Source organism: Rhodococcus sp. ACT016, from assembly GCF_050477185.1.
Lineage (GTDB): Bacteria > Actinomycetota > Actinomycetes > Mycobacteriales > Mycobacteriaceae > Prescottella.
In genome coordinates, this window is sequence record NZ_JBEAET010000001.1 from 1,623,080 (window position 1) to 1,640,652 (window position 17,573).

The following is a 17,573-nucleotide window of genomic DNA, read 5'->3' on the forward strand; positions in this document are numbered from 1 at the left end:
ATCGCGGCCCAATCGTGCAGGATTCCTCCCGGGTTCCGAGAGGAATCCTGCATGAGTCGGCAGTCCCGGCGCGGCAATCAGGACCCGAGCAGCCCGAGCGACCCGAGCAATTCGAGCGACCCGACCGGCCCGATCGACGCGAGTGAGCCTCCCGAGGTCGGCCCGCATGCACGTTCGTCCGATCCGGGGTCGCACTGGAACACCTTGTCGACGAAGGTGACCGCGTCAGACTCGTTGGCGTACATGCTGCCGATGTGATCGGCGGGATAGACCTTGAACTCCGGGAAGGTACCGGACAGGTTCATCTCCGCGATGAGTTCGAGCGTCAACGGCATCGGCACAGTCGGGTCCTCGGACCCCTGCGCAATCATCAGTGGCCGGTCGTATCCGGACGTCGGCACCTGCAAGTAGTTGCGCAACGCAGCCTGCAGGGCCGGATCGTTCAGCGACCGCGACAGCATCTGGGCCACAGAGACATTCGCGGCAAGTGGGGCGAACTCCCGGTAGGGCAGCTCCGGCGCCGCATCGACGAGCGTCCGGCCGATCGGCGTCAGGTAGCTGTTGACGTCGAGCTCGGGATGGACGTCGCGGAGCCCGGCGATCACGAAGGTCATGAAGTTCGTCAGCCCGGCCAGGCCCTGCGGCGGGAAGTTCGGTCCGGCCAGCGGGGCGAGCGTCTCGATGTTCGACGGCACACCGACGGCGACCGCGCCGCGGTAGTCCAATTCGGGCGCGTACCCGGTGGCGGCGTGCGCGGTGAACACCGAGGCCTGCCCGCCCTCGGACAGGCCGACGACCGCCCACCGCGGCGAGAGGCTGGCATCGACGGAGCGGGCCGCACGCACCGAGTCGATCACGCTGTGCGCAGCGGCCTTTCCGTCCAGATACGGCGGGACACCGGGGGTGCCCAGGCCGATGTAGTCGGTGGCTGCGATCGCGTAGCCGCGAGCCAACCAGTTCGCCACGTAGCGGCTGGTATCGGCGTCGACGCCGTTGCGCGACGGGGCATCCGCGTCGGAGTCACCGATGGTTCCGTGGGCCCAGGCTATGACCGGCCAGCCACCCGGCGGCGGTGAGCCGGTCGGGACGAACACCATGCCGGTGCAGGGGGTGCGGCCGTTCGGACCCGTGGTCACATAGGTGATCCGATACGCCGCACCGGTGCCCGGCAGCCAGAACGCTTGGGGCAGCGGGGCGGACTCGAGAACGACCCCAGGCTCGTCCGCGGTCGGCGTGACGACCGGTGCGACGGGGGCAGCTTGCGCTGCGGGAGTGAGGATCTGCGGTGCGCCCATGAGTAGGGCGACGGCGATCGCGGTGACGATCCGGCGGCCGAGTCGGGTACCCGTCATCCGCCGAATCTAGCTCAGCGCCAACGCTCGTCGTGGTGGTTTGCGAAACCCGTCCCGTGGGAGGGAGTTGCCCGGCGCGGAAAACGATGTGTCGCAATGACGTTCCACGGTGATCCGCACTGGACGGGGACATCCGGCGAGCGGAGTGTCGTAACCGGTCATTCCACCCGCGCCTCGTACCGTCGTCGTACACGTGGATCGAGGAGGGGTAAGCGTGCTGAACGCGATTCGGGCGGGGTGGATCGTGCTGGCGTGGATCTGCGCCGGGCTGGGGGTTCTCGCCGCGACGAGTCCGATGCTCCAGATCACCTCGTGTGAGCTGGGGTATCCCGACGCCGGTGTCATGCCAGGCGAGCAATGCGAGATGTCGATCGCGCGGTACTACGGACCACCGATCGTGGCCGCGCTGATCGTGCCGGCGCTGCTGTGCCTGCTTCCCGCGGTGATCGCTCGGCGCTGGGCCGCGGGAGTCGTCGCCGCCGTCCTCACGCTCGGCTCGTTCGGGGTCTTCTTCCGGCCCGCCCCGCAGTTCACATTCGTCTACTTCGTCCCCGCGGCGGTGCTCGCGGTGCTCCTGGCGGGATGGCCGGCCTGGCTGCCGGATTCGGCCGAGCGACGCGCGCCGGTCGGGTGACCGGCGCGCGCACGACTCAGATGTCGAGACCGAGCAGCGCGTTCTCGACCACTTCGGGCAGCGCCGGGTGGATCCAATACTGCCCGGTGGCCATGTCCTGCGCCGACAGCCCGAAGCTCATCGCCTGGATCAGCGGCTGGATCACCGTGGGTGCCTGGGCGCCGATGACGTGCGCGCCCAGCAGGCGTCCGGTGCCGCGTTCGGCGATCACCTTGCAGAAGCCCTCGTCGTCCTCCATGGCCCAGCCGTAGGCGACGTCACAGTAGTTCTGCATCTTGACGGTGATGTCGAGGCCGGCCTCGCGGGCCTGTTCCTCGGTCATCCCGACACTGGCGATCTGCGGGTCGGTGAACACTGCGGCCGGCACGAACCGGTGGTCCGTGCGCCGCAACTTGGCGATGGACTTCTCGCTGGCATTCCAGGCGTCCTGCAGCAGGTTGTGCTGCACCACGCGCATCTCGTGGTTCGCGACGTGCTTGAGCTGGTACGGCGACGAGACGTCCCCGAGCGCGAACACGCCCTCCGCCGTGGTGCGCTGAAACTCGTCGACGATCACCCGTCCCGACTCGTCGACCGCGACCCCACCGAGTGCGGCGTCGAGCCGGTCGCCGTTCGGGGTGCGGCCGACCGCAACCAGCAATTCGTCGCCGGCGACGACCGTCCCGTCGGACAGCTCGATCTCGATGCCGTTGCCTGCCGAGCGGGCCGCGACCATCGGGTGGCACAGGTGCACGTCCCACTTGCGCCCAGCCAGCTCGGTGAACCAATCGGAGACGCCGCGGTCGAGGTGACGAAGCAGGCGGTCGCTGCGGCCGATGATCGACACGTGCACGCCCAGCGCCGAGAACACGTGCGCGAACTCGGCGGCGATGAAGCCCGAGCCGAGGATGACGAGACGCTCGGGCAGCTCCGGTAGCCGCATGATGTCGTCGTTGGTGTGGAAGCGGACGCCGCCGTCGAGGATCTCGTCCGGGATCGTCGGGCGCGAACCGGCCGCGATCACCACCTGGTCCGCGGTGATCACCTCACCGGTTCCGGTGTCGATCGTCCTGGGGCCGACGAACCGGGCGTGACCGCGGAAGACCGTGACGTTCGCGCAGTCCTCGGTACGGTACCGCTCGCCGCCCGCCGAGATCGGGTCGATCCGGCCGAACACCCGCTTGACGATGTCGTGCCAGCGCACGTCGTCGAGCGTCGCGTCGATGCCGAGCTTCGACGCCTCCTCGATCGTGCGGGCCACCTCGGCCGTGTAGACGAACATCTTGGTGGGAATGCAGCCGACGTTGAGGCAGGTGCCACCGAAGGTGCCCTCCTCGAGGATCGCGACCTTCTTGCCGTCGTAACGCTGGTCGAGGATCGAATTGCCCGATCCGGTACCGATGATCGCGATGTCGAAATGGGTCACGCGGGGGCTCCAGTCTCTCGATCCGTCGAGGTGAGGTGGTGTGCGTCGAGCCATGCCAGCCACAGGTCCACCTCGTGGAAAGCGGTGGCGAGCGGCGTCGCGGTGGACAGGAACACGTCGTGCCGGGCGCCCTCGATCGGGACGATCGTGGTGCGGTTGCCCAGGCAGCCGGCCCACTTGGCGATCTGGTCGACGTCGAGGACGGCGTCCGCGGCGTCCACGCTGGGGTTGTAGCGGGACGCGAACACGGTGACCTTCGAGCGCAGGATCAGCGACGGCACCCCGATGTCGAGTCCGCGGTGCAGTCGCGCGTGACCGCGGCGGACGGCGCGCAGCCAGCCGAACGTGACCGGGAACCCGGTGAGCGGCTTCCAGCCGAGGTCGTACTCCCACTCGCCGTTCGCGCCGATGTGCAGGCTCGACCCGTACGTGTCGAGCTTCTGCCCGGGAATCGGGGTCTTGCTCGACACCCGGCCGAGAGCGTCGATCGCGGCGGTGGTCCCGGCGCTGCGCAGCATGGCAGGGCCCTGCAAGTCGAACCACGGGCTGTTGAGGATGAGACCCACGACACCCGCGCCCGCGGATCCGCCCGGCCGCCGCTCGACCCGGTCGAGCCACAGCGGCACGATCAGTCCGCCGGTCGAGTGGGCGACCAGGAGGACCTGCCCGCCGCCGACCTGTTCACGTACCAGGCGCAGCGCCTCGTCCAGTTCTTGGTCGTAGTACTTCAGGTCGGTCACGTAGTGCGGCGTCTGCCCCGGGCGCCGCGACCGGCCGCATTTACGCAGGTCGAGGGCGAAGAACGCGTACCCTTCCGCGGCGAAGTGCTCGGCAAGATGGCGCTGGAAGAAGTAGTCGGTGAACCCGTGGACGTACAGCACCGCCCGCGTGCCGGGCGTCGTCGACGGCTGATAGCGGACCAATGTGGCCTCTACTTCGCCCTCTCCGTCCGGATCCGCACCCAAAGGGATTGTCAGCTGCTGGTATCCGTCGCCCAGAATGTCGGGAGCCCAAGTAGTCACGATCACACTCTATTGGCACAACAGAGTCGTTTGCGAGGGGCACAATTGGGGAAGGTGACGCACAGGTAACCTAAGCGCCACAGGCGCGCGAAATGCGGTCTGTGCACGTAATGTCTCGAATGGATGCGGCTGGTGTCGCAAGGCCGGTGAACTCGTGGGATCCGGGCGGGCGATGCGTGCAGAACAGGTCGCGTGTAACAGACAAGGAAGTCGATTCTCCAGTGTCAGACCAGAACGTAGTGGCGAAGACCGATGTAGTGCTCGTGGGTGCGGGCATCATGAGCGCAACGCTCGGCGCGATCCTGCGTCAGCTGCAGCCCGACTGGTCGATCACCACCTTCGAACGCCTTGATGCGGCTGCCGCCGAGAGCAGCGACCCGTGGAACAACGCCGGCACCGGCCACTCCGCCCTGTGTGAGCTGAACTACACGCCCGCCAAGGGCGACGGCGTCGATATCAGCAAGGCAGTCAACGTCAACGAGCAGTTCCAGGTCTCCCGGCAGTTCTGGGCGTACGCCGTCGACAACGGGATCCTCACCGATCCCAAGGAGTTCATCAACCCCATCCCGCACGTGAGCTTCGTGCACGGCGCCGACAACGTGAAGTACCTGCGCGCCCGGTACGACGCCCTCGCCGGCCACCCCCTGTTCGCCGGCATGGAGTACTCGGAGTCCGAGGACTTCTTCACCGACCGCCTGCCGCTCATGGCCAAGGGCCGCGACTTCGCCGACCCGGTCGCGCTCAACTGGACCGACTCGGGCACCGACGTCGACTTCGGCGCCCTCACCAAGCAGCTGCTGAGCTACGTCGGCTCCTCCGGCGGCCAGGTGTACTTCGGCCACGAGGTCCGCAACCTCACCAAGCAGTCGGACGGCAGCTGGCTGGTCAAGGTCGAGAACCTGCGCACCGGTGCCAAGAAGACCGTGAACGCCAAGTTCGTGTTCATCGGCGCCGGCGGCGGTGCGCTGCATCTGCTGCAGAAGTCCGGCATCAAGGAGGCCAAGGGCTTCGGCGGCTTCCCGGTCAGCGGTCAGTTCCTGCGCTGCACCAACCCCGAGCTCATCGCGCAGCATCGCGCCAAGGTGTACGGCAAGGCCGCCGTCGGTGCGCCCCCGATGTCGGTTCCCCACCTCGACACCCGCGTCATCAACGGCCAGCAGGGCCTGCTGTTCGGCCCCTACGCCGGCTGGTCGCCCAAGTTCCTCAAGAACGGCAAGGTCACCGACCTGCCCGGTTCGGTCAAGCCCAACAACCTTTCCTCGATGCTCGGCGTCGGCCTCACGGAGATGGGCCTCACCAAGTACCTCATCGGTGAGCTGATGCAGGGGCCGTCCGACCGTATCCAGACGCTGCGCGAGTTCGTGCCCCGCGCCACGGGCGGCGATTGGGAGCTCATCACCGCCGGCCAGCGTGTCCAGGTCATCCGCAAGAAGGGTAAGGGCGGCGTCCTCGAGTTCGGCACCGCCGTCGTCAACGCCGAGGACGGCACCGTCGCCGGCCTGCTGGGTGCCTCCCCGGGCGCGTCGACCGCCGTGCCGGCGATGCTCGACGTCCTGGAGCGCTGCTTCCCGCGCGAGTTCGAGTCCTGGAAGCCGAAGCTGCAGCAGATGGTCCCGTCGCTGGGCCAGAAGCTCTCGGACAACACGGCCCTGTTCCAGCAGGTGTGGGACTGGAGCACTCGCGCGCTCGAGCTCGGCGACACCGCCGACACCGCGGTGCCCGAGGTGGACCAGGTGATCGAGTCCGCCTCGGTCTGAGCTTCGTTCGCTGTTCGCACTGCCGCGGCCAGGGGATCTTCCCCGGGCCGCGGCAGTGTGCTGTCGGGGCGCCGGAGGGTGCCGCCGACGCAGCACGGTAGGGTGCTGAAACTGAAGGAACGTCTGCGGGGAAGCCTGTGCGAATCAGGCGCGGTCCCGCCACTGTGAGGGTCGATTCGATCGGCCCTGAGCCAGAATGCCGCGACGTTCCGTACCGCCAAGCTCTCGGCGCGGAAACCGAGGCGTGAAGGGATTCGATCGTTGCGTCACAGTCATCAGGCCGGCTCGGAACCGTCGGGGTTCCCGTTCAGTGCAATCGTCGGGCAGGACCGGCTGCGTCTGGCGTTGATCCTGTGCGCCGTGCATCCCGGGATCGGTGGTGTGCTGGTGCGAGGCGAGAAGGGCACCGCGAAGTCCACGGTCGTGCGGGCGCTCACCGCGCTGCTGCCCGAGGTGGGTGAGGGGCGCCGCGCCCGGCTCGTCGAGCTGCCGGTCGGCGCGACCGAGGACCGCGTCGTCGGCTCGATCGATCTCGAGAAGGTGCTCCGCGACGGCGAGCGCGCCTTCCAGCCCGGACTCCTCGCCGACGCGCACGACGGCGTGCTCTACGTCGACGAGGTCAACCTCCTGCACGACCACCTGGTGGACGTGCTGCTCGACGCCGCCGCCATGGGCCGCGTCCACATCGAGCGGGACGGCGTCTCCCATTCGCACCCGGCGCGGTTCGTGCTGGTGGGCACCATGAACCCGGAGGAGGGCGAGCTGCGTCCGCAGCTGCTCGACCGGTTCGGTCTGGCCGTCGACGTCGCTGCGTCCCGCGACGTCGACGTGCGCATGCAGGTCGTCCGGCGCCGCCTCGACTACGAGCGCGACCCCGACGCCTTCGCGGCACGCTACGCCGACGCGGACGCCGACCTCGCGCAGCGGATCGTCGAAGCCCGCGCCGTGGTCGATGCGGTCGAGCTGTCCGACACCGAACTGCGGCGGATCGCGTCGGTGTGCGCGTCGTTCGACGTCGAGGGCATGCGTGCCGATCTGGTCCTTGCCCGCACCGCGACCGCACACGCGGCGTGGCGTGGGGCCGACGCCGTCACGGAAGAGGATGTGCGCGTGGCGGCGGAACTGACACTGCCGCACCGTCGTCGGCGCGATCCGTTCGACGAGCCCGGACTCGATCCGCAGCAGCTCGACGACGCGATGGACAAGGCCGACGCCGACGCCCGCGCCCACGAGGAACCCGAGCCCGAGCCCGATCCGGACGGGCCGGACACGGACGGGCCCGGCGGTGGTGAGTCGCCCGCCGATTCGGCCGGTGACGCGCCGACGAGCGAATCGGGGGAACGGGATTCACCGACGGCGGGTGGGGGATCGGAACGTCGCGCCGACGCTCCCGGCCCCCAGTTCCGGGCGCGGCTGCTCGAGATCCCCGGCGTCGGCGACGGTGCCCCCGGTCGGCGGTCGCGCTCGCGCTCGACCCGTGGACGTACCGTGCGGTCGACCACCGAACCGGGCAGCGGCCTGCACCTGGTGGGCACGCTGTTCGCCGCCGCCGAACATCAGGCGGACCGCGGGCGGGTGAGTGGCCGGATGCGGCTGGCGCCCAGCGACATTCGCGGCGCGGTCCGTGAGGGGCGCGAGGGCAACCTGGTGCTGTTCGTGGTGGACGCCTCCGGCTCGATGGCCGCACGGGACCGGCTCTCCGCCGTGACCGGCGCCGTCGTGTCGCTGCTGCGCGACGCCTACCAGCGCCGGGACAAGGTCGCGGTCATCACGGTGCGCGGTCGCGACGCGGAACTCGTGCTGCCGCCCACGTCGTCGGTGGATGTCGCGGTGCGGCGCCTGCGGGCGATGAAGACCGGCGGGCGTACGCCGCTGGCCGAGGGGTTCCTGCGCGCCCACGACGTCGTGCTGCGCGAGCGGGTGCGGGACCCGCGGCGCCGGGCACTGGTGGTGGCCCTCACCGACGGCCGCGCCACCGGCGGCAAGGACGCCGTCGCGCGCGCCAAGCGGGCCGCCGGCATGCTCGCCGACACAGGGGCGGCTGCGATCGTCGTGGACTGCGAGACCGGCATGGTCCGGCTCGGCCTGGCCGCCGAACTGGCCCGGGACCTGCGCGGCGCCAGCGTGCGCCTCTCGGAGTTGTCCGCCCAGCAGGTCGCCGGCGTCGTCCGCGCAGCTGCCTGACCGTCGAACGAAAAGACAAGCCCGAGAAAGGGATTGCACATGCCTCAGGGCGTACCCGAGAACGTGCCCGCCGACGGGCTCACCACCCGCCAGCGCCGCAACCAGCCGGTCCTCGCCGTCCACACCGGCCCCGGGAAGGGCAAGTCGACGGCCGCCTTCGGGATGGCGCTGCGCGCCTGGAACCAGGGCTTCGACATCGGCGTCTTCCAGTTCGTCAAGAGCGCGAAGTGGAAGGTGGGCGAGGAGGCCGCGTTCCGCGCGCTCGGCGAACTGCACGCGACCAGCGGCGTCGGTGGCGCGGTGGAGTGGCACAAGATGGGCGAGGGCTGGTCCTGGACTCGCAAGCACGGCACCGAGGAGGACCACGCCGCGGCCGCGGCGGAGGGCTGGCAGGAGATCGCCCGTCGGCTCGCTGCCGAGACGCACCGCTTCTACGTCCTCGACGAGTTCACCTACCCCCTCAAGTGGGGCTGGGTGGATGTCGACGAGGTGGTCGAGGTGCTCCGCAACCGGCCCGGCAACCAGCACGTGGTCATCACCGGCCGCGACGCGCCGCAGGCGCTGATCGACGCCGCCGACCTGGTCACCGAGATGACCAAGATCAAGCACCCGATGGACGCCGGCCGCAAGGGTCAGCGCGGAATCGAGTGGTGAGCACCCCCAGTACACCGGCGGTCGTCGTCGCGGCGCCCGCGTCGGGCAGTGGGAAGACGACCGTTGCCACCGGGCTCGTCGGCGCGCTGCGCGCCGCCGGTGACCGGGTGGCGCCGTTCAAGGTGGGCCCCGACTACATCGACCCCGGCTACCACGCGCTCGCCGCGGGCCGACCGGGACGCAATCTCGACACCGTGCTGGTCGGCGCCGACCGGATCGGCCCGCTGTTCCGGCACGGCAGCGACGGCTGCGACATCGCCGTCGTCGAGGGCGTCATGGGCTTGTTCGACGGCAGGATCGACCCCGGATCGACGGCACCGTCGGCGGAGGGGTCGACCGCGCAGATCGCCGCGACACTCGGGGCGCCGGTAGTCCTCGTCGTCGACGCGCGCGGCCACAGCCAGAGCCTCGCCGCCGTCCTGCACGGCTTCTCGACCTACGACTCGGCCGTGCGCATCGGCGGGGTGATCCTCAACCGGGTCGGCAGCGCGCGCCACGAGCAGGTCCTGCGGCAGGCGTGCGAGCGGGTGGGGTTGCCCGTGCTCGGGTCGGTGCCGCGTCTGGCCGAACTCGAGGTGCCGTCCCGGCACCTCGGTCTGGTGCCGGCTGTCGAGCACGGCCGCGCGGCCACCGACGCCGTCAGCGCGATGACCGAACTGGCCGCCGCGCACCTGGACCTGCCGGCGATTCGAGCGCTCGCAGCGTCCGCCGTGGACCCCGCCGCCTGGGATCCGGTCGCCGAGGTCGGCCCCGCACCGACCGGACCGCGGCCGGTGATCGCGCTCGCCGGCGGCGTGGCGTTCACGTTCGGATACGCCGAGCACCGCGAACTTCTCGAGGCCGCGGGCGCCGACGTCGTCGCGTTCGATCCGTTGCAGGACGAGTTGCCTGCCGGCACAACGGGGCTGGTGTTGCCCGGCGGGTTCCCGGAGGAACATGCCGTGGCACTGTCGTCGAACAACGCTCTGCTGCAGCAGGTTCGACAGCTCGCTGCCGACGGCGCCCCCATCCACGCCGAGTGCGCCGGACTGCTGTACCTCACCCGCAGCCTCGACGGGCACCCGATGGCCGGCGTGATCGACGTCGACGCCCGCTTCGGCTCACGGCTGACCCTGGGATACCGGGACGCCGTCGCGGTGTCCGACTCGGTGCTGTTCGACGCCGGAACCCGTGTGACCGGCCACGAATTCCACCGCACCGCCGTGCTCGCCGACACCGCCGACGGCCATGCGCCCGCATGGGGATGGCGGGCCTGGGACGCCGGCGCCACCCGCGAGGGCTTCGTCGGCGGAAGCGACGGATCGGTGCACGCGTCGTACCTGCACACCCACCCGGCCGGGAACCCGGAGTCCGTACGACGTTTCGTGGATGCCGCCCGTGGGTGAACTGTGCGTGGGGGTGGGCGCGGGTAGCCGCGTGCGCGCCGGCGAGATCGTCGCCGCGGTCCGCGCGGTGTGCGGCGACGCGCCGGTGAGCATCCTGGCGACGCTGGACCGGAAGGTGTCCCAGCCGGCGTTCGTGGAGGCGGCCGAGATCCTCGGCACCCGCGTCGTCGGATACACGCCTCGAGAACTGGCCGCGGTGCCGGTGCCCAATCCGGCCGGCGCGATCACCGCCGCGGTCGGGACCCCCAGCGTCGCCGAGGCCGCCGCGATCCTCGCCGCCGGCGGCGCACCGCTGGTCGTGGCCAAGACGGTCACGAACGGCGTCACCGCCGCTGCCTCCATTGGCGGCACCGCCGCTGCCTCCATTGGCGGCACCGCCGCCGACTCCATTGGCGGCACCGCCGCCGTCGCCCGTAGTGTTTCGGAATCTGTCGAGTGAGTATCCGCATGGATAGGGAGAACGGGGAGACGAGTGTCTGCTTCCGCCGGTGACGAGACCAGCTACCTGGTCGGACTCAACCTGACGGACCGTCGTGTCGTGGTGATCGGTGGCGGCACCGTCGCGCAGCGCCGGCTCGGCCTGCTGGTCGCGTCCGGCGCCCAGGTCCACCTGATCGCCCGCGAGGTGACCCCCGCCGTCGAGGGCATGGCCACGTCCGGGCAGATCACGCTGGAACTGCGCGACTACCGCGACGGCGACCTGGACGGCGCCTGGTACGCGATCGCCTGCACCGACGAACCCGGCACCAACGCGGCGATCGTCGCCGAGGCCGAGCGCAACCGGATCTTCTGCGTCCGCGCCGACAGCGCCCGCGAGGGCACCGCCGTCACCCCGGCCACCGGCACCTACGAGGGCCTGAGCATCGGCGTGCTCGCGGGCGGTGCGCACCGCCGCTCCGCCACCGTCCGCACCGCACTGCTCGAGGCGTTGCAGTCCGGCGCCGTCACCGACACCGACGAGGCGCCCGCACCCGGTGTCGCGCTCGTCGGCGGCGGCCCGGGCGACCCGGACCTCATCACCGTCCGCGGTCGACGCCTGCTGGCCCGAGCCGACGTCGTCGTCGCCGACCGCCTCGCGCCCCCGGAACTGCTGGCCGAACTCGGCCCGCACGTCGAGGTGATCGACGCCGCGAAGATCCCGTACGGCCGCGCGATGGCGCAGGAGGCGATCAACGCCGCGCTCATCGACGGCGCGAAGGCAGGCAAGTTCGTCGTCCGCCTCAAGGGCGGCGACCCGTACGTGTTCGGTCGCGGCTTCGAGGAACTCGAGGCGTGCGCGGCCGCCGGCGTCCCGGTGACCGTTGTGCCCGGCATCACCAGCGCGATCTCGGTGCCGTCGGCCGCCGGGATCCCCGTCACCCATCGCGGCGTGACGCACGAGTTCGTGGTCGTCAGCGGACACGTGGCGCCCGACCACCCGGACTCGCTCGTCGACTGGGCCGCCCTGGCGAAGCTGCGCGGCACCATCGTGCTCCTCATGGCCGTGGAACGGATCGAGCAGTTCGCGGCCGTCCTCGCCGAGGGCGGACGCCCCGCGGACACCCCCGTCACCGTGATCCAGGAGGGCACGCTGCGGACGCAGCGGGTGCTGCGGGCCGACCTCGCGACCGTCGCGGCCCGCGTGCGGGAGGAGAACATCCGCCCGCCCGCGATCGTCGTGATCGGCAGTGTGGCCGGATTCTCCGCGGACTCTCGGTAACGTGAACTCTCGTGTCTGACTCCACCGCCGTGAAGTACCCCGTGACCACGCGGGCGTTCGGCCTCGCGATCATCGTCCTCAGCGGCATGCAGCTGATGATGGTGCTCGACGGCACCGTCGCCTCGCTCGCGCTCGCCAAGATCCAGGAGGACCTGGGACTCAGCGATTCCGGCCGCAACTGGGTGATCACGTCGTACGCCCTCACGTTCGGTGGCCTGATGCTGCTCGGCGGTCGCGTCGGCGACGCGTTCGGGCGCAAACGGGTCTTCATCGGGGGCGTGGCACTGTTCACGATCGCGTCGCTGCTGTGCGGGCTCGCGGTCAACGAAGCCACCCTCGTCGCGGCGCGGGCGCTGCAGGGCGTCGGTGCGGCGATCGCGTCGCCGACCGCGCTCGCTCTCGTCGCGACGACGTTCGCGCCCGGCCCGGTGCGCAACCAGGCCATCGCGATCTTCGCGGCCATGACCGGCATCGGCTCGGTGACCGGCCTGATCATCGGCGGTGCGCTCACCGAGGTGTCGTGGCGGTGGATATTCCTCATCAACGTGCCGATCGGCCTGGTCATCCTGCTGCTCGCATTCGCCGCGCTGACGGAGACCGGTGCCGAACGGCTCAAGCTCGACGTGCCGGGCGCGATCCTGGCGACGCTCGGCTGCACCGGCGTCGTCTTCGGATTCACCGAGGGGCCGGAGAAGGGCTGGGGCAGCCCACTCGTGCTCGCCGGACTCATCGGCGGCTTCGTGCTGCTGGCAGCGTTCCTGGCGGTCGAGCGCCGCGCCGAGAATCCGCTGTTGCCGTTCTCGCTGTTCCGCAACCGCAGCCGCGTCGCGACGTTCATCTCACTGGCCCTCGTCGGCATGGTGATGTTCTCGCTCGCCCCGTTCGTGGCGCTGTTCGTCCAGGACATCCTCGAGTACACGCCGCTGCGCGCCGGCCTGGCGTTCGTGCCGTTCGCGTTCGGTCTCGGCACGGCCGCATTTGTGGCGTCCAAGGTCGCGGTGAAGGTCCAGCCCCGATGGCTCGTCGTGACCGGCACGCTGATCACGTTCGTGGGCCTGCTGTACGGGTCAACGCTCGATGCGTCCGCGACTTACGTCGGAAACCTGTTCATGCTCGTCGTCGGTGTCGGGTTCGGTGTCGGACTCGCCGTCGTTCCGCTGCCGCTGTGCGCCATCGCCGGTGTCGGGCCGCAGGAGATCGGTCCGCTCGCGGCGATCGCACAGGTGGCGCAGACGCTGTTCGGGCCCGTCGGCCTCGCGGTCGTCGGCGCCATGGCGACGTCGAAGACGCTGTCGCTCGGCGGCGTGTCGGGTGTTGCCGCGTCGGACATGACCCCGTCCCAGCTCGACGCCCTGTCCAGCGGATACACGTTCGCGCTGCTCGGCTGCGCGATCCTCGCGGCGCTCGCAGCGCTGGCGGCCCTGTTCATCCGGTTCACGCCGGAGCAGGTCGCGCAGGCCCAGGCCGCGGAGAAGGCCGCACAGCAGGCCTGAGCCGAAAATGTCGTGATTGGTCCGGGACGCCCTGATACGTTCCGGGAATGCTGCTCACACTGACAGCGGAGGCCGGGGGGAACTGGTCCGACGCGTCCGATCTCGGATACCTGCTGCACAAGCACCCGGACAAGGTGCAGGAGTTCGACCTTTCCGTCGGAACGGCGACGGTGATGTACCCCGAGGTCGCCGAGGCGCGATGCACCGTCGCGCTGATGCTCGACGTCGATCCCATCGAGCTGGTCCGCAGCCGGATGCGGAGGGGCCGGGACGGATTCGCGCTAGGGCAGTACGTCAACGATCGTCCGTACGCCGCGTCGTCGATGCTCGCGGTTGCGCTCGGACGCGTGTTCACCACGGCACTCGCCGGGACCTGTCGGTCACATCCGGAACTGGTCGATCGTCCCGCGAGGCTGACGATCCGGGTCCCCGTGCTGCCGTCGCGAGGTGGACCGGACCTGCCCGCTCGGCTGTTCGGGCCGTTGGGGTGGACTGTGACCGCGGTGCCCGTTCCGCTCGACGTGGAACTGCCGGAATGGGGTGCCTCCGAGTACGTCGACCTCACGATGTTGGCGACCCTGACGGTGTCGGAGGCACTCCGGCACCTGTACGTCCTCCTGCCGGTGCTCGACGACGTGAAGCACTACTGGGTCGGCGTAGAGGAGACCGAGAAACTCGTCCGGACGGCGGGCGAGTGGCTGCCCGAGCACCCGGAGGCGGAGCTGATCAGCGCGCGCTACCTGGCGCATCAGCGTGAACTGGTCCAGACCGTCGCGGATTTGCTGTCGGACGGCACCGACGCCGGCCGCGACGACCCGGTCCGGCCGCGCGACCCGCGGCTCGCCGACCTCCGAGCCGATGCGGTGCTGGCCGTGCTCGCCGAGGCCGGTGCGGCGCGCGTCGTCGACGTCGGCTGCGGAGACGGCCGGCTGCTGCGCGAACTGCTCGCCAGACCGCAGTTCACCAGGATCGTCGGCGTCGACGTCAGCGAAGGGGAACTCCAGCGTGCTCGGCGCCGGCTGCGCGCCGACGAGCTCTCCGACGCGGGGCGGGAACGTCTCTCGCTGCTGCAGTCGTCGGTCCTCTACCGCGACAGCCGTCTGACCGGGTTCGACGCGGCCGTATTGATGGAGGTGATCGAGCACGTCGACCTCGCGCGGCTGCCCGCGCTCGAGCGGTCCGTCTTCGGTGAGATCCGTCCCCGGACCGTCGTGGTGACGACGCCGAACTCCGAGTACAACGGCCTGTATCCGACTCTGGCGGTGGGTGAGTTCCGGCACTCCGACCACCGGTTCGAGTTCGATCGCAGCCAGTTCCGCGAGTGGGCCGAGACTGCCGCGTCCACATATGGGTACACGGTCGAGCTTGCCGGCGTCGGACCCCTCGACGAGAGCGTCGGAGCGCCAACGCAACTGGCCGCATTCACGCGCGAAGGAGCGAACGAATGAGCGTGCTGGAGATTCCGGACCCGAGTCTCGTCGTGCTGATCGGGGTCAGCGGATCGGGCAAGTCCACCTTCGCGGCCGACCACTTCGGCCCGTTCGAGACCATCTCCAGTGACTTCTGTCGCGGACTGGTCAGCAACGACCCGAACTCCCAGGAAGCCACCACCGACGCGTTCGAGGTACTGAACCTGGTGGTGAGCAAGCGACTCCGCGCCGGCCGCCTCACCGTGGTCGACGCCACCAACGTGCAGCCGGCCGCCCGGAAGGCTCTGATCGAACTCGCGCGGCGCAGCGATCTGCTGCCGGTTGCCATCGTGCTCGACGTGCCCGAATCGGTCTGTGCCGAACGCACTCTGGCGCGGCCCGACCGCTCCTTCGGTCGCGACGTGGTGCGCCGGCAGCATCGCGTTCTATCGCGGTCGCTGAAAGGCCTGGCGCGCGAGGGCTTCCGGTCCGTGCATGTGCTGCGCGGTGTCGAGGAGGTCCGTGACGCCGTCGTCGAACGCGTGCCACTGCGGAGCGACCGCCGGGACCTGACCGGACCGTTCGATGTGATCGGCGACATCCACGGCTGCCGCCGAGAGCTCGAAACACTGCTCGGCCGAATGGGATACGTGATCGAGCGGGACGACCAGGGGAAGGCGGTCGATGCCCGCCACCCGGACGGCCGGACGGTGGTGTTCCTCGGCGACTACGTCGACCGCGGGCCCGACGCACCCGGCGTGCTGAGACTGGTGATGGGCATGGTCGCCGCCGGTCACGCTCTCGCGATACCGGGCAACCACGAGAACAAGCTGGTGAAGGCGCTGCGTGGTCACAAGGTCACGACATCGCACGGTCTGGCGGAGACACTCGACCAGTTGGCGGGGGAGAGCGAGGAGTTCCGGAAGCAGGTCGCGTCCTTCTGCGACGGTCTCGTCGCGCACCTGGTGCTCGACGGTGGCCGCCTGGTCGTCGCGCACGCCGGGCTGAAGGAGGAGTACCACAACCGCGCATCCGGGCGAGTGCGGTCGTTCGCGTTGTACGGCGAGACCACCGGGGAGACCGACGAATTCGGCCTCCCGGTCCGGTACCCGTGGGCGCAGGACTACCGCGGTGCGGCGATGGTCCTGTACGGCCACACGCCCACGCCGGAGCTGCGTTGGGTCAACAACACGTTGTGCCTGGACACGGGGTGCGTGTTCGGCGGCGAACTGTCCGCGCTGCGGTACCCGGAGAAGGAAGCGGTGTCGGTGCCGGCCGAACGTGTCCACTACGAGCCGGTAGTCCCGCTGCATCGTCGGAACCCTGACCCGCACGACCTGGACCTGGATGACGTCGTCGGGGTCGGCGGCGTGGAGACGGCTCTGCGTGGGCGTGTGTCGGTGCGCCCCGAGAATGCGGCCGGCGCGCTCGAGGTGATGAGCCGGTTCGCGGTCCCGCCGCAGTGGCTGTTCTACCTGCCGCCCACGATGTCGCCGTGCGCGACGTCCGCGCTGCCGGGCATGCTCGAGCATGCGGCGGAGGCGTTCGCCGACTACCGGCGCGTCGGGCTCGAGACGGTCATCTGCGAGGAGAAGCACATGGGCTCGCGGGCGGTGGCGCTCGTGTGCCGGGACGCGGAGGCCGCGCAGAAGCGATTCGGCGTCGGAGACGAACTCTCCGGCATCGTCCACACCCGGACCGGGCGGCGCGTGTTCGACGAGGGACTGACTGAGAAGCTGGTGCGCAAGCTCGCCGACGCGGTGGACCGGGCCGGGCTGTGGGACGACCTCGGCACCGACTGGATCCTGTTCGATGCCGAGTTGTTGCCATGGTCGGCGAAGGCCGAGCCGTTGCTCAAATCCCAGTACGCGGCGGTAGGGGCCGCTGCGACAACGGATCTGACGGCACGGGCCGCGGTGTTGGCGCAGGCGGCGGGGCGTGGCCTCGATGTCGGCGACGCGGAGCGGCGGACGCGCTCGAGGCGCTCGGACGTCGACGGCTACGTCGCGGCCTACCGCCGGTACGTGTGGCCGACCGACGGGCTGGACGGTGTGCGGTTGGCGCCGTTCCAGATCCTCGCCACCGAGGGACGCACGTACGGGGAACATGACCACGAATGGCACCTGGGCGTGGCCGATCGACTCGCGCAGGCGGCGCCCGAGCTGGTGACCACGACTCGTCGTCTGCAGGTGGACCTGAACTCCGAGACGTCGACGGCGGCAGCGACGGCATGGTGGGAGGACCTCACGGCGTCGGGTGGTGAAGGGATGGTGGTGAAGCCGGCCGGGAATCAGGTGCACGGATCCGGTGGTGTCGACCGTCGAGTGCAGCCCGGCATCAAGGTGCGCGGACGCGAGTACCTGCGGCTCATCTACGGACCGCACTACACCGAACCCGCGAACCTGGAGCGCCTGCGCGCGCGTTCCCTCGACCGCAAGCGTTCGATGGCCCTGCGGGAGTACGCCCTCGGGGTCGAGGCCCTCGATCGCCTGGTGAAGGCAGAGCCGTTGTGGAGGATCCATCAGGCGGTGTTCGCGGTGCTGGCGCTCGAATCCGAGCCGGTCGATCCGAGGCTGTAG

At 70.1% G+C, this 17,573-nt stretch carries 13 protein-coding genes and 1 riboswitch; of the genes, 10 read left to right on the plus strand and 3 right to left on the minus strand.

The genetic code is table 11. The features are described 5' to 3' along the window. Window positions 1-77: 77 nt before the first annotated feature. Window positions 78-1,352 (minus strand): lipase family protein, encoded by a 1,275-nt coding sequence (locus ACQ5DX_RS07535; protein ID WP_430332040.1) that lies wholly within the window; start codon window positions 1,350-1,352, stop codon window positions 78-80. A 214-nt stretch (window positions 1,353-1,566) separates the two neighbouring features. Between ACQ5DX_RS07535 and ACQ5DX_RS07540 the strand changes: the two genes are divergently transcribed. After that, window positions 1,567-1,986 carry a hypothetical protein gene (locus ACQ5DX_RS07540; RefSeq protein ID WP_430332041.1) on the plus strand — a complete coding sequence of 140 codons (420 nt, stop codon included), beginning with the start codon at window positions 1,567-1,569 and terminating at the stop codon, window positions 1,984-1,986. Between the two features lie 16 nt (window positions 1,987-2,002). Here the strand turns inward: ACQ5DX_RS07540 and mtr are convergent, their stop codons facing one another. Both mtr and ACQ5DX_RS07550 read right to left on the minus strand, forming a co-directional pair. Further along, window positions 2,003-3,391 (minus strand): mycothione reductase, encoded by a 1,389-nt coding sequence (gene mtr / locus ACQ5DX_RS07545; protein WP_430332042.1) that lies wholly within the window; start codon window positions 3,389-3,391, stop codon window positions 2,003-2,005. Beyond that, entirely contained in the window at window positions 3,388-4,413 is a 1,026-nt protein-coding gene (locus tag ACQ5DX_RS07550; protein WP_430332043.1) for an alpha/beta hydrolase, read from the minus strand. Before ACQ5DX_RS07550 ends, mtr begins: the two co-directional genes overlap by 4 nt. A 221-nt stretch (window positions 4,414-4,634) precedes the next feature. On the opposite strand from ACQ5DX_RS07550, the gene mqo reads away from it, so the two are divergent. The 9 genes from mqo to ACQ5DX_RS07595 all read left to right on the plus strand — a co-directional run bounded on the left by mqo (window position 4,635) and on the right by ACQ5DX_RS07595 (window position 17,573). Continuing rightward, a complete protein-coding gene (gene mqo / locus ACQ5DX_RS07555) occupies window positions 4,635-6,170 on the plus strand; it encodes a malate dehydrogenase (quinone) (protein ID WP_430332044.1) in 1,536 nt (511 codons plus the stop codon). A 128-nt stretch (window positions 6,171-6,298) separates the two neighbouring features. Next, window positions 6,299-6,371: riboswitch (cobalamin riboswitch) on the plus strand. 60 nt (window positions 6,372-6,431) lie between these two features. After that, window positions 6,432-8,354, plus strand: coding sequence for a VWA domain-containing protein (locus tag ACQ5DX_RS07560; protein WP_430332045.1), 1,923 nt, complete (start codon window positions 6,432-6,434; stop codon window positions 8,352-8,354). Between the two features lie 39 nt (window positions 8,355-8,393). After that, entirely contained in the window at window positions 8,394-9,008 is a 615-nt protein-coding gene (gene cobO, locus ACQ5DX_RS07565) for a cob(I)yrinic acid a,c-diamide adenosyltransferase (RefSeq protein WP_430332046.1), read from the plus strand. Further along, window positions 9,002-10,393 carry a cobyrinate a,c-diamide synthase gene (locus tag ACQ5DX_RS07570; protein WP_430332047.1) on the plus strand — a complete coding sequence of 464 codons (1,392 nt, stop codon included), beginning with the start codon at window positions 9,002-9,004 and terminating at the stop codon, window positions 10,391-10,393. Before cobO ends, ACQ5DX_RS07570 begins: the two co-directional genes overlap by 7 nt. Next, window positions 10,386-10,832: a cobalamin biosynthesis protein gene (locus ACQ5DX_RS07575; protein WP_430332048.1), complete on the plus strand. Its 447-nt coding sequence runs from the start codon at window positions 10,386-10,388 to the stop codon at window positions 10,830-10,832. The genes ACQ5DX_RS07570 and ACQ5DX_RS07575 overlap by 8 nt, the downstream gene beginning before the upstream one ends. 33 nt (window positions 10,833-10,865) lie before the next feature. Next, window positions 10,866-12,092, plus strand: a complete 1,227-nt coding sequence (cobA, locus tag ACQ5DX_RS07580; RefSeq protein WP_430332049.1) for a uroporphyrinogen-III C-methyltransferase — start codon at window positions 10,866-10,868, stop codon at window positions 12,090-12,092. A gap of 86 nt (window positions 12,093-12,178) precedes the next feature. After that, window positions 12,179-13,585 carry an MFS transporter gene (locus tag ACQ5DX_RS07585; RefSeq protein ID WP_430335575.1) on the plus strand — a complete coding sequence of 469 codons (1,407 nt, stop codon included), beginning with the start codon at window positions 12,179-12,181 and terminating at the stop codon, window positions 13,583-13,585. A gap of 47 nt (window positions 13,586-13,632) precedes the next feature. Beyond that, window positions 13,633-15,033 carry a 3' terminal RNA ribose 2'-O-methyltransferase Hen1 gene (locus tag ACQ5DX_RS07590; RefSeq protein WP_430332050.1) on the plus strand — a complete coding sequence of 467 codons (1,401 nt, stop codon included), beginning with the start codon at window positions 13,633-13,635 and terminating at the stop codon, window positions 15,031-15,033. Next, complete coding sequence (locus ACQ5DX_RS07595; protein ID WP_430332051.1) at window positions 15,030-17,573, plus strand: polynucleotide kinase-phosphatase; 2,544 nt, start codon at window positions 15,030-15,032, stop codon at window positions 17,571-17,573. The genes ACQ5DX_RS07590 and ACQ5DX_RS07595 overlap by 4 nt, the downstream gene beginning before the upstream one ends.

What these genes read in the sequence shown, in the direction of transcription:
- ACQ5DX_RS07535 (WP_430332040.1), bottom strand. Translation starts at nt 1,352, where the DNA reads ATGACGGGTACCCGACTCGGCCGCCGGATCGTCACCGCGATCGCCGTC.
- cobO (WP_430332046.1), top strand. Translation starts at nt 8,394, where the DNA reads ATGCCTCAGGGCGTACCCGAGAACGTGCCCGCCGACGGGCTCACCACC.
- ACQ5DX_RS07585 (WP_430335575.1), top strand. Translation starts at nt 12,179, where the DNA reads ATGCAGCTGATGATGGTGCTCGACGGCACCGTCGCCTCGCTCGCGCTC.
- ACQ5DX_RS07590 (WP_430332050.1), top strand. Translation starts at nt 13,633, where the DNA reads ATGCTGCTCACACTGACAGCGGAGGCCGGGGGGAACTGGTCCGACGCG.
- ACQ5DX_RS07595 (WP_430332051.1), top strand. Translation starts at nt 15,030, where the DNA reads ATGAGCGTGCTGGAGATTCCGGACCCGAGTCTCGTCGTGCTGATCGGG.